Source organism: Paenibacillus sp. NRS-1760 (genome assembly GCF_050467785.1).
In the GTDB taxonomy this organism is placed as follows: Bacteria; Bacillota; Bacilli; order Paenibacillales; family Paenibacillaceae; genus Pristimantibacillus.
On record NZ_JBITPK010000014.1, the window covers coordinates 376,835 to 389,834 of the forward strand.

Annotated in this window: 15 protein-coding genes; 13 read left to right on the plus strand and 2 right to left on the minus strand. The window is 45.6% G+C overall.

What is annotated here, in order from left to right:
• The first annotated feature begins 69 nt into the window (after positions 1-69).
• The 8 genes from ACIFSR_RS20880 (at position 70) to ACIFSR_RS20915 (ending at position 5,611) form a co-directional block, all read left to right on the plus strand.
• A complete protein-coding gene (locus ACIFSR_RS20880) occupies positions 70-1,755 on the plus strand; it encodes an ATP-binding protein (RefSeq protein WP_430059699.1) in 1,686 nt (561 codons plus the stop codon).
• A gap of 24 nt (positions 1,756-1,779) precedes the next feature.
• Positions 1,780-2,232 carry a GNAT family N-acetyltransferase gene (locus tag ACIFSR_RS20885; RefSeq protein WP_430060411.1) on the plus strand — a complete coding sequence of 151 codons (453 nt, stop codon included), beginning with the start codon at positions 1,780-1,782 and terminating at the stop codon, positions 2,230-2,232.
• An 81-nt stretch (positions 2,233-2,313) separates the two neighbouring features.
• A complete protein-coding gene (locus ACIFSR_RS20890) occupies positions 2,314-2,454 on the plus strand; it encodes a hypothetical protein (protein WP_339204631.1) in 141 nt (46 codons plus the stop codon).
• 15 nt (positions 2,455-2,469) lie between these two features.
• Positions 2,470-2,847: a DUF3905 domain-containing protein gene (locus ACIFSR_RS20895; protein ID WP_430059701.1), complete on the plus strand. Its 378-nt coding sequence runs from the start codon at positions 2,470-2,472 to the stop codon at positions 2,845-2,847.
• Positions 2,848-2,949: 102 nt separating this feature from the next.
• A complete protein-coding gene (locus tag ACIFSR_RS20900; protein ID WP_076268955.1) occupies positions 2,950-3,384 on the plus strand; it encodes a BrxA/BrxB family bacilliredoxin in 435 nt (144 codons plus the stop codon).
• 14 nt (positions 3,385-3,398) lie between these two features.
• Entirely contained in the window at positions 3,399-4,208 is an 810-nt protein-coding gene (gene nadE / locus ACIFSR_RS20905; protein ID WP_339204629.1) for an ammonia-dependent NAD(+) synthetase, read from the plus strand.
• Between the two features lie 175 nt (positions 4,209-4,383).
• Positions 4,384-5,223 carry a hypothetical protein gene (locus ACIFSR_RS20910; RefSeq protein ID WP_430059703.1) on the plus strand — a complete coding sequence of 280 codons (840 nt, stop codon included), beginning with the start codon at positions 4,384-4,386 and terminating at the stop codon, positions 5,221-5,223.
• A gap of 7 nt (positions 5,224-5,230) precedes the next feature.
• On the plus strand, positions 5,231-5,611 hold the full coding sequence (locus ACIFSR_RS20915) for a DUF2809 domain-containing protein (RefSeq protein WP_430059704.1): 381 nt from the start codon (positions 5,231-5,233) through the stop codon (positions 5,609-5,611).
• 40 nt (positions 5,612-5,651) lie between these two features.
• On the opposite strand, the gene ACIFSR_RS20920 is transcribed toward ACIFSR_RS20915, so the two are convergent.
• Positions 5,652-6,560, minus strand: coding sequence for an amidoligase family protein (locus ACIFSR_RS20920; RefSeq protein WP_430059705.1), 909 nt, complete (start codon positions 6,558-6,560; stop codon positions 5,652-5,654).
• 220 nt (positions 6,561-6,780) lie between these two features.
• Here ACIFSR_RS20920 and ACIFSR_RS20925 point away from each other — a divergent pair, with 220 nt between their 5' ends.
• The 5 genes from ACIFSR_RS20925 (at position 6,781) to ACIFSR_RS20945 (ending at position 12,510) form a co-directional block, all read left to right on the plus strand.
• Positions 6,781-8,412: a hypothetical protein gene (locus ACIFSR_RS20925; RefSeq protein WP_430059707.1), complete on the plus strand. Its 1,632-nt coding sequence runs from the start codon at positions 6,781-6,783 to the stop codon at positions 8,410-8,412.
• Positions 8,413-8,576: 164 nt separating this feature from the next.
• A complete protein-coding gene (locus ACIFSR_RS20930) occupies positions 8,577-9,638 on the plus strand; it encodes a DUF4198 domain-containing protein (RefSeq protein WP_430059709.1) in 1,062 nt (353 codons plus the stop codon).
• Positions 9,639-9,647: 9 nt separating this feature from the next.
• The gene (locus ACIFSR_RS20935; RefSeq protein WP_430059710.1) at positions 9,648-11,726 is read left to right on the plus strand and encodes a CopD family protein; all 2,079 of its coding nucleotides are present in this window, start codon (positions 9,648-9,650) and stop codon (positions 11,724-11,726) included.
• Positions 11,727-11,822: 96 nt separating this feature from the next.
• Positions 11,823-12,221: a holo-ACP synthase gene (gene acpS / locus ACIFSR_RS20940; protein WP_430059712.1), complete on the plus strand. Its 399-nt coding sequence runs from the start codon at positions 11,823-11,825 to the stop codon at positions 12,219-12,221.
• Positions 12,222-12,282: 61 nt separating this feature from the next.
• Positions 12,283-12,510 (plus strand): hypothetical protein, encoded by a 228-nt coding sequence (locus ACIFSR_RS20945; protein ID WP_076268946.1) that lies wholly within the window; start codon positions 12,283-12,285, stop codon positions 12,508-12,510.
• Between the two features lie 77 nt (positions 12,511-12,587).
• Here ACIFSR_RS20945 and ACIFSR_RS20950 read toward each other — a convergent pair whose 3' ends face one another.
• Positions 12,588-12,935 carry a c-type cytochrome gene (locus ACIFSR_RS20950; protein WP_339204619.1) on the minus strand — a complete coding sequence of 116 codons (348 nt, stop codon included), beginning with the start codon at positions 12,933-12,935 and terminating at the stop codon, positions 12,588-12,590.
• Positions 12,936-13,000 lie beyond the last annotated feature (65 nt).

Below are 13,000 nucleotides of genomic sequence, written 5' to 3' on the forward strand. Positions count from 1 at the left end.
AAATAGTAAGCTATTTCACGTAAAAAACATAATATGGAATAGATTCAGAGCGTAGTAGGGGGATCGGACGTGACGTCTGTGTTAAAGGAATTGCTCTTACAATTCATTGTGTCCTTATTGCCTGTTTTCGCCTTTCAGCTTTGGTATGACAAAGACCAAAGATGGAAGGGAATACCTATTTTTATGAGCCTTTTTTGCGGTGGGTCGATGGTATTGTGTATGGTGACTGCTCCTGATTTATTAGGTTATGAAGTCGATTTTCGTCTCATTCCTTATGTAATAGGATCTCTCTATGGAGGCGTGCCAACATTAGCCGTCTTAACCGTCATCTACATTGTAGTAAGAGTATCTATGCTCGAAGGCAGCTTGGAAGTCATTAACTTTATCATTTTTGTCATTGGTTTTGTCCCGCTGATGTTGTATGCGATTCCATCTTTCCAGCGTACCTCTGTTTTAGGCAAAGAACAGAAAAAACGCAGGGGCTTAGTGATCATGTCCATTTTGATCCTATACTACATTATTTCCGTTACTGGAATTATGTTATTTAATGGTATTTGGTGGTCGAATGTGATGATTTACGTGCAGTTGATCTCTGTTTGTGCATCTTTAATGGCAACTTGGCTCTCTATCTTTATGATCGAAAATGTTAAGGAGAAGCAGCAGCTCTATGATGAAGTGAAACGAATGTCGGTTAATTATAGCAATGAAGTGGAGAAGCTTCAGCAATTTATAGATGAGACTTCATTTGGGGTAGTCATTGTTGATCGAGAAGGGAAAATCACACATTTTAATGATATAGCCAAAACAGTTCTCAGCCTGCCTTCAAAGGATTCGGAAGTGAAGGACTTGCTTGGCGCCTCCTTCCCGCTTATTTTTCAGGACGGACATGGGGATGTCTGCATAAAGCTGCTTTCTCAGGCGTTAAACGGCAGGAAGAACACACTCGTTCCGTACGTTAGCGGCGATAAAATGCTGCTCTTGTCGACGATTTCGATGCGTACATCGGTTAATGCTGAAAATGCAGGCGCTTCACTTATCGTTCAGGATGTAACGGAGCTTCGTCAACTTCAGAGTGAGGTTGGGCGAATGGAACGATTAAGCCTGATAGGTCAAATGGCTGCAAGCATCACTCATGAAATACGCAATCCGATGGCGGTTATTCGCGGCTTTGTCCAATTGATTCAGGAGCGCAGTCCAAAAAATCAAGAGGAATACTTTCAGATTGTGATCGATGAGCTGGATCGTGCGAATATGATTATTAGTGATTTTCTATCGCTTGCTCAAAATAGGGAACTAGCCATGGAGCTGACTTCCCTGCATGATGTTGTTAATGAACTTATACCTCTGCTTAGTGCGGATGCGAATTTGCGAGGCCAATCTATTGAAGTGAGCCTTTGCGAAGATATACCTTTAATTATGATGAACGACAGAGAAATTAAGCAGCTATTTCTTAATATTGCCCGTAACGGAATGGAAGCTATGGGCAATAAGGGCTCATTACATATTAGTACTCGTAATAATGGAAATAAAATTGAGCTGCGGATTGCCGATCAGGGTGTCGGTATACCTCCAGAGCAAATGCAGCATTTGTTCGAGCCTTTTTTCTCGACGAAGACGCAAGGAACAGGGCTTGGCCTGCCGTTATGCCTAAGCATCGCTGAGCGCCATAATGGCCGGATTGACGTTGAGTCGAAGGAAGGTGAAGGTACAGCGTTTATCGTTACTTTCACAGTGCCGGAGGAACGCGCGAGTTGAATGAAGGAGCAAATTAGAGTGGAAATGGAAATGCGTAAGTTGTTAGCAAACGAACAACCCCCAATGGAACTGCTCTTGTTAGCAGATCCTTCGATTAAGCTCGTAGAAGAATACATAAAACGCGGGGAAGTTTTTGTAGGTGTTATAAGCAATGAAATTATTGCAGTACTTGTACTGCTGCCAACAAGGCCCGAGACGATCGAGATCGTAAATGTAGCAGTAGCGGAGTCAAAGCAAGGCCAAGGGCTTGGAAAGCAAATGGTACTTTATGCGATTTCATATGCAAAGCTTCTAGGCTACAAAACGATTGAAATTGGAACGGGCAATTCAGGGGTCAGCCAGCTTGCATTGTATCAGAAATGCGGCTTTCGAATGACGAGTATTGACCGAGACTTCTTTATTAGACATTATCCGGAAGCGATTTATGAGAACGGAATACAGGTTGTTGATATGGTTCGTTTATCTCAGGATTTATAAGGAAAGCGCCAGCTGAGCATACTACCTCTGAAAGATAACCGGCAATTGCGGTTACATTTTATGACGAGAGGAGCGCTCACAATGACGCAGCATAATGAGGAAAAAGATCGTTCGGCTGAGCAAGCGAAGCAGGCAAAGAATAATACGGCTGCTGACAGCAAATCACCCGAATCCGCTGGTTTTGACAAAAAGCTTGATGGACCTAATCGTCCTTCAATTTAGCGCGGAGGTGTTCATATGCCAGATCATGAGCACAAGAATGAAGATGAAATACTTAAAGATGATCCCGCATTAGATCCTTTTGAAATCGAATTTCTGCCTCAGTTTCGCGAAGGGCGAGGAAGCCGTGCGCCGTTTGTGAACTCACACGGCATCGTTATAGGCGATCATGAATATGAGTCTCCGGATTCACCATTGTCGCAGTGGAGCGAGGAAACAGATCCAGCTGTGATGGCTGGCGATGAATGGGTGCATCCTTTTAAGGATGTAGGTTTTCTAACCGCTGAAAATCGGGATATTTTTGAGGAGGGCCTTCAGCCGCAAGGAGGCATATTTACTCATCCTGACAAAAATGCGGCATTTGGTTTGGACAAGCCGAAAGACGCTCCTGTTTAAGCTGAAAAAGAACAGCCGGAGTGCGAGCGCTCCGGTTGCTTTATTTTGACTACGGAAGGTATAATAGTAGCTAAAATAAAGTAATTAAAGGAGTGTGTTTCGATGTCGATGTCATTCGAACGATACATGTTAGATATGGTGCAGCCTATGAGAGACGATCTTACTCGAATTGGTATTCAGGAGCTTCGCACACCTGAAGAAGTAGAAGAAAAATTGCCAAATGCAAAAGGTACGGCGCTTGTTGTTATCAATTCCGTTTGCGGATGTGCAGCAGGCCAATGTCGTCCAGGCGTGGCTGATGCGCTTCAACACGATATTACTCCTGATCATTTATACACTGTATTTGCAGGACAAGATAAAGAAGCAACAGCAAAAGCTCGTGAGTTTTTCGCTCCATATCCGCCATCTTCCCCTTCAATCGCTTTGTTGAAGGATGGAGAGCTAGTACACTTTATCGAGCGCCACCAGATCGAAAATCGTTCCGCATCGGACATTGCAGCCGATCTGACAGACGCTTTCGATCGGTTTTGCCGCTAATTAGGAAGGTAACTATGAGCTTACAACAATCCATTATTCAAAGACTTGGCGTTAAGCCGCAAATCGATCCGGAGCAGGAAATTCGCAAACGGGTTGATTTCTTGAAGGAATACGTAACGAACTCGGGAACAACGGGTTTGCTTATTGCGATTAGCGGCGGAATTGACAGCGCAGTCGCAGCGGGTCTTTGCAAGCGGGCAACAGATGAGCTTAGCGCTGAAACAGGCCGCGAGTATATGACGCTTGGCGTATTTCAGCCTTATGGCGAGCAATCCGATATTGCGGATAGTTATGCAGTAGCGGAAGCGTTCCAGCTAAAGCACCGCGCGGAGACGAATATTGAAGAAGCTGTGGATGAAATCGCGATTGAAGTGGAGCATAGCTTTAAGTCGTTAGGCATTCCGCGTCATTTGAGCCGCGGCGGCAAAGGCAACGTGAAAGCGAGAACGCGGATGGTTATGCAATACGCGCTTGCATTCGACCTTAATCTGTTAGTCGTTGGTACAGATCATGCATCTGAAGCGATTACAGGCTTTTACACGAAATGGGGCGACGGAGCGGTTGATGTTACTCCGCTTAGTACGCTTAATAAACGGCAGGTTCGTGAGCTGGCCTCCCATATCGGCGTACCGCAAAGCGTGCTCGACAAAGCGCCAACGGCAGGCCTATGGGACGGACAAACCGACGAGGGCGAGCTAGGCATCACTTATGGTGATAACAGCGACTATCTCGAAGGCAAGTCCATTAGCGACGAGGCTCGCGAGAAGCTTGAAAAGCAATATTTGAAAACCGAGCATAAGCGCTCCCCGATTCCGGGTATTTAATGGGCTGCTTTAAGCTTCGAGCAGTAAAAAGACTGTCCCTTGGACCGAGAATTCGGCAGGGGACAGTCTTTTTTTGTTGCAGTGGAGCAGCATTTGATTAGCTAAGCGGACGCCAATGATGGAGGAGAAACGGCTGGAAGATAGAATATAGTAGTTGTGAAAGGAGCTGAATGCCATGAATAATACGAAGTTAATCCTTGTTGAAGGATTGCCCGGATCAGGGAAAACGAGTACGGCACGTTTTGTGAAGCAGCTATTAGATGAACAGAATATTGCCAATCGCTTGTTTTTGGAGGGGGATTTGGAGCACCCGGCCGATTATGATTCCGCGGCTTATTTTACAGAAGAACAATATAAGCAAATGCTGCAAAAATATACGGAACAACAGCAGTTAATCATTAAGTATTCCGAGGCTAAGGCGGACGGATATATCGTATATTACGGGAAGGTGCTAAAGGAAACAGATTCGATTAATAGTGAATATTTCGGGGATTATGATGTATATAACCTCCCTTTGGAGAGGCATCAGCAGCTCATTATTGAAAAGTGGAGCGATTTTTCGAGACAGGCTATTAACGTGGATGAAGTATACATATTGGAATGCTGTTTTTTGCAAAATCCTTTAACCGTCATGCTTGTACGAGACAATTGTTCCGAGGTTGAAATATCGACCTACATTCATGAACTGAATCGCTTGATTAAGCAGCTAAATCCGGTATTGCTCTATTTGTATCAGGATGGCTTTAAACATGCATTTCCTGCAATAATTGCTGAACGGCCAACAGAATGGCTAAACTTTATTACTTGGTATTACACGGAGCAGGGCTACGGCAAAAGTAGAGGGCTTAATGGAACTCAAGGTCTTCTCGAGGTGCTTGAGCTGCGAAAGGCCTATGAATTAGCGATACTAAACGAGTTGCCGATCGATAAAATGCTGTTTAATAAAAGCAGCTTGGACTGGGACAAGATCCACAGCCAAATCCAAATCGATCTGCAAAACCGTTTAAGCAGGTGATTATCAAATGAAACCGAGAATACGATACGCGATTGCGGTTGTTATAACGATGGTGCTTGGCTACAGTTCAAGGAGCTTTGCAGATTCGCTGCCTGGGTTTGTTGCAGAGCATTTTGGCGATGCGCTTTGGGCATGCATGATTTATTATGGCTTCCGTACCATAGGGGTGCACAAAAACTTGTTTTGGGCTGCTGGCGCTAGCCTCATCTTTTGTTTTGGCATCGAGTTTAGTCAGCTCTACCAGGCGGATTGGATTAATGAGATTCGCAGGACGTTTATTGGAGCTTTAGTGCTCGGGAGCGGTTTTTTGACCGTGGATTTGATCAGGTACAGCGTAGGCATTATGTTTGCCATAATTGTTGATCGATATTTTATTTTAAAAAAATAAGAAGACCCTTCCACCGAAACGCGGCGGAAGGGTTTTTGATTTATGATTCAACTTGACGTACAACTGTCCAGCTCTGGGCAGCAGGCTTTAGCACAAATTTAAATAGGTGTTCTCCAGATTTCTCAATAGCAACCATAATACCATCTTGAACAGGTACGATATGATGAATTTCTCCACCCGGTACAAGTTCTGCCGCCAGCGGCGTCAAGATGGGAATGAGAGCTTCCTCCAGCCAGCACCTTTCTTGATACCATTGTGGCGGTGGTAAATCAGAAGGATAACCATCAATAGGTGCTTCAAGCTCAAGAGCCATTTTTAGGGGATCGGTTGAAAGCTTACGGCCGGCACCTATCGCTGCTACGAATCGCAAGCACAGCTCAATGGTACGGAGAATTTCTTCATCATTCACTGAGCCATTTGCATAACGAATTTCCACCGTGCCTATATCAAACCAAGCCGCTGTGTTTATTCCACAACGATGAGATTGCGGACGTCCTTCATGGAGAACGGCTTCATCGCTTGGATTTGCAATATAGCTCTCACGCATGTCCGGAGTAACGGGCGGGCAAAACAGCAGTCGGTGCTCGCTCGTATTCAATAACGCTTGGATCGTTTGTTGATATTCCAGTGCGGCGTCTATAAGCGGGAGGACAGCATCTTCTCCCCATGGTTCGAGACCAATATGAACATGGAGTCCGCAGCTCCAATTAGCTGTTGCTCCTTGTTCCCTCAGCCTGCTTAACATGATCTGAATTTGCTCACGGTCTTCCCACAAGATCGGAGGCGGCTTTAGCTCACTGCCTGATTCCATACCTTGTGCATCAATTTGCCGCTCATCCAAAGAAATAACCCAACCAGGCAGCAGCTCCAAGCTTTCTGGATTTCCGCCTACAAACTCAATTTCCACGCCAAAGCGCAGCTCTTTCCAATCAACGATTTTTGGCCACATTGCCATCATCCTCTCCATTTATATAAGCTTCATCATGTAAAGAGAGGAGACGAGGCGGACCACGAGATTAACGAGGGATTTTTTTTCTGAACATAAAATGTCCTCCTTATTCGAAAAAATGATTGTAGTTTTGAACTCAAAAAATAATGAAGAGGTATCACTTATTATTCAAATTATATATGATTAGAAGAAAAAAGGTAATATTGAGGAGATTCGTATAATGAGCTTCACAGCTAAGCAAAAAGAGACTATTCAAAAAATAGCAATTGCAGCCCATAACCAGCCATTACTAAGCAGCGGTTTATGGTTCCACCACGATTTACGCGATAACTTTTATTATGCTTCCTATTTGCTTGCAGCTGCAGTTGATAACTCAGAACAACTGCCGTTTGAGAGAGAGGCTGCTAAACGAACTGCGGAATCGGTGCTTCTAGAGGTGCTTGCGCTGCAAGATCAGGATGTAGAAAGCGATACTTATGGACATTGGCCGCTTAGACTAGAGGATGTTCCGAAGGACTCCAAGCCAAATACGCTACCCGTGGAGCTGATGGGGAGCTTGATGGCATTTTTTGCGAGACGCTATAGGACGTTTTTTAATGAACAGCTAATCCAAGCATTTGATACTGCTCTTATCCATATTTATCGAAGCGGCTTCTACCATCATAAAAATGTATTTGGTCATCACGATGCAAAATATACAGCTGCAAAGCTGATTTTTGGACAAATGTTTGCCGATGCTGATTTGCTGGAGGATGGTCGCAGCAATCTTCAGCTTACATTAGCCCATATTCGCAAGTATGGCATGTCCGAATACAACAGCTTGCCTTGGTTCTGGCATTGGGTGCAGGCGTTCACTTGTGCTTGGTACGAATTACAGGACGCAGCCATTAAACAAGAGCTCGCCGATATGCTTGATTTTCTCTGGAAAGAGCGAGCTGCATTCTATTTGAAAGGCGCCTTTGTCGGCGCTCATTGCCGCGGTCAGAAGCATGACATCCCGCTTGATAACAACGTTCTGCATGATTATGTGCAATTCGGTGATTTCGAGCTTCCAGAGCAAATGCCGCGGACGGAGTATGCAGGATTTTTATTTTACGAGGCGCCTGAAGCAGCTCGTCGTACGGCGCTTAATCGCAGTGAGCCAACTGAGGTGAAAAAGGCGATTACGAAGCTTACGGATGAAGGAGCAAGCATGCTTCACAGCTATGCCTACATTACATCGGATTTTGCAGCGGGCGGAATGTGGGAGCGATTCTCGGAGTTTGACAATGAGCAGCATCGCTGGGATATTTCTTTGCCATTGGGACTGCAAAACGGCGTGAATCAACTTTACTTCTTCCATCCGGCAGAGGCGAATGCGGTTGAAGATTTGCGGCATCAAACCGAGTTTACGGAAGTTCTCTATTACAAAAACACAATAATGGCTTTATATCCGATTCCTTCTGACAAAGACAATACGATTATCGGGTTATTGCCATGTATGGATTGGCTGCAAGAGCCGGGCATGCTTGTTGGTCAGACTGAGAATGTGTTTTTGGCGGTTTATGTCATGCAGCCTTATGATCTGGAACATCGTTCGGATCGCTCTATCGTGACAAGCAAAGGCTCAGAAAACGGCGTAATTGTCGAAGTAATCAGCCATAACGATGCGTTGAAGAATGGCATAAGCAGCTATGAGGCATTTGTGGAACAGGCAAAAAACAATAGGCCAGCTTGGTCTGCTGAGGAAAGGCTTAGTGTGAAGTATGTGAGCCATGATAAGAGCGTACTTGAGCTAAATGTTGATGGAGAAGGCAGCAGTGAGAAATTAATCAATGGCCTTTCAGTTGATTTTAGTGAATATAGAACTTAAACGAGTTGTGTATCGTTCCAGACGGAAGGCAAGCTTCACTTTCCATAATTGCATAGTCATGATTCACATATCGTTCACCACTATATAGCTCTAACGAGTCATGTGATACAGTTCCCCCATTGATACAATTTGGACAGTGAATCCAAATCGATGGGGGTATTTTTATGAAGCTTAAGAAAAAAATCGCAGGTGTCGCACTGGTAGCTATGTTGACACTAGGAGCGGCGGCTCCAGTATTCGCGCATGACGGTTGGTCTCAGACGAGTGCACCAATCGTAGCGCCTGGTCAAGTTTCCTATGTTGAGCTTATGTATGGAAACCACTCCAACGATCACAAGAGTTATCGGTTGGAAGGGCAGTGGGGCAGCACTTCAAAAGTATATGTGACTACGCCGGCAGGGCAGAAGTCAGATATTACAGGCACTCGTTTCTACACTGGAGAGCCGGCTACGGAAACAACGCCAGCGCTAAATAATTACTTTGTTGCGTCTTTTAAATCAAATGTTCCAGGCGCGTATATTATATCAACCGAAGCAGACAGCGTGTACAAAGGTGCAGACGCTGCTACTCGTACGCTGCGCAGTGCCAAATCATTCGTAGCGATTAGCGATATTCCTGTTATTGATCGGGTTAAAGCACTTACAGGTTTCTCTAAGGAAGTAAGCCCGGATAGAGCGGAGCTCATCCCTTTGTTCAATCCTGCTGCAGTTACACCGGGTGAAAAAGTGTCGATTGAGCTGCTTCTAAAGGGCAAACAACTTACTAATACAGCCGTTGATATTATTCGTCGCAGCAATTCTGAAGCAGTGGAGCTGAAGACCGATGATAAGGGCGTGGTTTCATTTACGACGGGTGCTGCCGATTATTACTTAGTACGCGCGAAGCCAAGCACTACGGAAGCTAAGGAAGGCGAATACAGCGCAACAAATTACGAAGCTACAATGACTTTCACGGTTCAAAATAAATCAGTGAAGCTCCCAGGCAGCGCCGTGTCTGCTAAACCACATATTTACGTAAACGGAAACATAGTAGCTGTAAGCAGTTTGACCGTTTCAAATGGTACGACAAAAGTAGATGCAGCGTTCATTAAGCAATACGTAGACGCAGCATATAAAGGCACAGGTGCAGTAACCCTTCGTTCCGCAGCTGAGGAAGCTGGTGCTTCTGTTGAATACTTCCCTGCCGTAGGCGGTAATCAAGCAGCTGTCGCCATTTACACGAAATAAGGATTGCAGATGAAAAAAATAAGATTGATATTTGCAATAGTAATAATATGGGCATGCCTGCCGAGCTTCGTCTCGGCGCATGCCTATATTGCGCAATCGACACCTTATGGGGATGCGGAGCTGGCGGAAGCTCCGCCTGCCATTCGAATAAAATTTACAGAGAAAATCGATACGAAGCTAAGTAATATTTCACTAAAAAGCAGTAGCGGCACTGACATAACTGGCAAGTTAAGCAGTGATGATGATCTTACGCTTGTTTATACCATTCCTAAGCTGGATAAGGGCATTTATGAAGTAAGCTGGCAGGTGTTATCGCTTGATTCTCATATAACAGACGGTTCCTTTAAATTTGCGGTAGGCGTGAAGCTTGAGGCTGTGAAACCGGATGATACGGTTTCACTGGATGGTGCTTCTGCTGGTAATACAGGGAACAGCTCTGGAAATGAAGCAAAAGCGACTGACAAGCCAGTAATTACAAAGAGTCCAGAGCCCACAATTAAACCTAAGCCTACAAAGAAGCCGGATATAACGCCTACGCCATCTGCATCGCCCACTCCGACTGCTGAGTCTATAGAAGTCAGTGAAGGGACGGCCGCTCCCCCGTCTCCCACGATTTCAAGCAGTGAAGAGGTGGAGACAGCAGAGCCGGATATAAATACAAATACAAATACAAAAGATGTTGATGCGGATGCTGTGGAAGATGATAATGCTGCTCCGCAGATCGAACAGGATACGGCTACTGATCACAGCAGCCATAGCAATCACAGCGGCGACAGCAGCGCAGGAGAGGCCGAGCACGATCATGCGGGTGGCCAAGGCTTCATGGTGCTGATGCGCATACTCGATATTTTGACGGCTGTTATTCTCGCTGGAATATTGTTTTTCCGATATGTCATCTGGAGAGATGAAGAATCAAAGGCACCCTTTGGTTTCTCCGTCCGAGCCGAGAGACTAGTGATGGGAGCCGCAGCGCTTATTTGGCTGGTTTCCGGCTTGCTTCGCTTGTCGATGCTTGCAGACCAATTCGGCGGTGTATCCATCTATGCACTAGCTAATGGAACAATGATTGGAAAGATAGCGACGTTAAGAGTTGGGCTTGCTTTAATCGCACTTCTTCTCGCATTTGCCCCTATTCGGGAGAGACGATGGGCGAATATGATTAAATGGATAGCTGCAGCGGCATTGATAGTGAGCTTCCCGCTCACAGGCCATGCGAATGCTGCTTTAACCGATGTCGTATTTGGAATAGTGACCCATACAATCCATATGTCTGCTGCCGCAATATGGTTTGGTGGCCTTGCGGGTTTGCTATCATTAACTTTCCATAGAAATGCCGTGGAGCGCTTGAACCAAGCGGCTGTGCGTTTCGCAAAGTGGGCGCTGCCAAGCATGATCGTTATTTTGATTAGCGGAATATGGCTTTCGGCTGCTAGGCTCTCAGAATGGGGACAATTGTTCACTACAGCGTATGGCAAGCTAATCCTCGCCAAAACCATTCTCATGCTGCTTGTCGTCGTCATTGCAGCACTTCATAAGCTTGTATTCATGCCGCAAATCGCGAAAGCGAGCGCCGCAAGAGGGCTGCTGGTTGGCATCCGAATTGAGATGCTGCTTGCTGTTGCTCTATTCGTGCTGGCAGGCTGGTTGTCGACAACTTCTCCGCCGGAAGCACGCGTGGAGTCGAAGCTGGCTGAACCGATCTATTGGCATGTGATGGGTGAGCAGGCACATATGAGTTTGCGTATTTCGGAGAATGTTCAGACTGGGGATCAGGCTGTACGCCTTGATTTGTGGCTTCCTGAAGATCAGGGAACGCCTTTATCCGCGGAAGTAGCTGTTAAGATAGACTCGAATCAAGCGGAAGCGGAAAAGGAAACCGAGCAAGGAAACAAAATTGTGATTCCGTTGGAATTACAGCCGATGGGGGAAGAGATGTTTGAATTTCCAGGCTTTACGAAATATACGTATCGTTCATCAGGTGAGTTTATCGATGATCAGAAAAAAGGGTTAATTACGGTTGATGTAAAAGACGAAAAAGGAAACAACTTTCATTATGAGCGAGCGATAGGCGACTCGTTAACGGAATAGTTGTTACGGCAAAATGAAGAGGGAAAGGCATGTCCATGCTTGACTTCGCTTCATGCTTCTGCTAATCTCACCATCAGGGAAAAGGCGGGTGTTAGCATGATCATCGGCATCGGACATGATTTATCAGATATTACAAGAATCGCGAAAATAGTGGATGGCCGCACAGGCAGAAGGTTTTTGGAGCGGGTGCTGTCTGCGGGCGAGCGAGAGCTGGCTTCGGAGTATACAGGGGAGCGGCTTTATCAGTTCACGGCTGGACGTTTCGCTGCGAAGGAAGCGGTTGTGAAAGCTTTTGGCTGTGGAATAGGGAATATATTAGGATTCACAGACATCGAAATTTTGCGAGGAAGCTGCGGCAAACCCGAGTGTAGCTTAACGGTGGCAGCTTGGAATCGCCTAGGCTTTAGCAGAGAGGCTGTTCGAATTCATGTTACGATTACACATGAACGAAAGCTTGCTTCAGCTTTTGCTGTTGCGGAACGGATATCGGAGTAACCTTTTGCCTATACTTGGAATGTAATATACCAAGTTAGCTAGTCGAGAGGGGATGTCGACAATGAAGGAGCAGCGGCTGCAAAAAACGAAGCGTCGGTTTAAAACCGGTCAATGGGTTGAATTCGACGGGTTGTATTCAGACGATTGGGGCGGAGATCTAGTGCTTGTACAGGGTGATTTATTTCCGATGCATCCCCAAATGGGTGAAACGCATTGGACCTACGCCGGCCAAGCGGCACTTCATTTCATGAGCTCTCCAAAAATAAACGGCCATCATATCGGCTATTAAGCGAACATGAACAAGAAAAAAAGGATGCTTGAGCAGCATAATCTGCTCAGGCATCCTTTTTTTTCGCTAAGCCTTTGTTATTTTTTGCTTGCCAACCAATTAGAGAGCCCAGCAATTTCTTCAGCAGTCAGACGCTCTTTAAAAGCAGGCATCGAGCCTTCGCCCTCTTCAATCTGTTTCGTAATATCAGCAGCACTCATGCGCTCTCCAACTTTTTGGAGATTTGTTGCCGGGCCTACTCTGCCTTGAAGCCCGGTTCCGTGACAGCTGACGCAATTGGCCTTATAAACCGAAATAACTTCTTCCGGCCCAATCAGCGCGTTGGTTTTCTCAGGAGAGCTGTTCTCTTTGCTTCCACAGCCTGCCAGCAGTAACACGGCTATAAAGAATGTTGTTGCAATAGAAAAACCTCGGTTCCGATTCATATATAGCAATCCTTTCGTTTATTCTTTATTATGGAAGATTCGGTCTTGGTTAGGATATTCATAAG

Excerpts from the sequence above, each read along its gene's own strand:
- ACIFSR_RS20885 (WP_430060411.1), top strand. The coding sequence starts at position 1,780 with ATGGAAATGCGTAAGTTGTTAGCAAACGAACAACCCCCAATGGAACTG.
- ACIFSR_RS20890 (WP_339204631.1), top strand. The coding sequence starts at position 2,314 with ATGACGCAGCATAATGAGGAAAAAGATCGTTCGGCTGAGCAAGCGAAG.
- ACIFSR_RS20895 (WP_430059701.1), top strand. The coding sequence starts at position 2,470 with ATGCCAGATCATGAGCACAAGAATGAAGATGAAATACTTAAAGATGAT.
- ACIFSR_RS20900 (WP_076268955.1), top strand. The coding sequence starts at position 2,950 with ATGTCGATGTCATTCGAACGATACATGTTAGATATGGTGCAGCCTATG.
- nadE (WP_339204629.1), top strand. The coding sequence starts at position 3,399 with ATGAGCTTACAACAATCCATTATTCAAAGACTTGGCGTTAAGCCGCAA.
- ACIFSR_RS20910 (WP_430059703.1), top strand. The coding sequence starts at position 4,384 with ATGAATAATACGAAGTTAATCCTTGTTGAAGGATTGCCCGGATCAGGG.
- ACIFSR_RS20915 (WP_430059704.1), top strand. The coding sequence starts at position 5,231 with ATGAAACCGAGAATACGATACGCGATTGCGGTTGTTATAACGATGGTG.
- ACIFSR_RS20920 (WP_430059705.1), bottom strand. The coding sequence starts at position 6,560 with ATGTGGCCAAAAATCGTTGATTGGAAAGAGCTGCGCTTTGGCGTGGAA.
- ACIFSR_RS20925 (WP_430059707.1), top strand. The coding sequence starts at position 6,781 with ATGAGCTTCACAGCTAAGCAAAAAGAGACTATTCAAAAAATAGCAATT.
- ACIFSR_RS20930 (WP_430059709.1), top strand. The coding sequence starts at position 8,577 with ATGAAGCTTAAGAAAAAAATCGCAGGTGTCGCACTGGTAGCTATGTTG.
- ACIFSR_RS20935 (WP_430059710.1), top strand. The coding sequence starts at position 9,648 with ATGAAAAAAATAAGATTGATATTTGCAATAGTAATAATATGGGCATGC.
- acpS (WP_430059712.1), top strand. The coding sequence starts at position 11,823 with ATGATCATCGGCATCGGACATGATTTATCAGATATTACAAGAATCGCG.
- ACIFSR_RS20945 (WP_076268946.1), top strand. The coding sequence starts at position 12,283 with ATGAAGGAGCAGCGGCTGCAAAAAACGAAGCGTCGGTTTAAAACCGGT.
- ACIFSR_RS20950 (WP_339204619.1), bottom strand. The coding sequence starts at position 12,935 with ATGAATCGGAACCGAGGTTTTTCTATTGCAACAACATTCTTTATAGCC.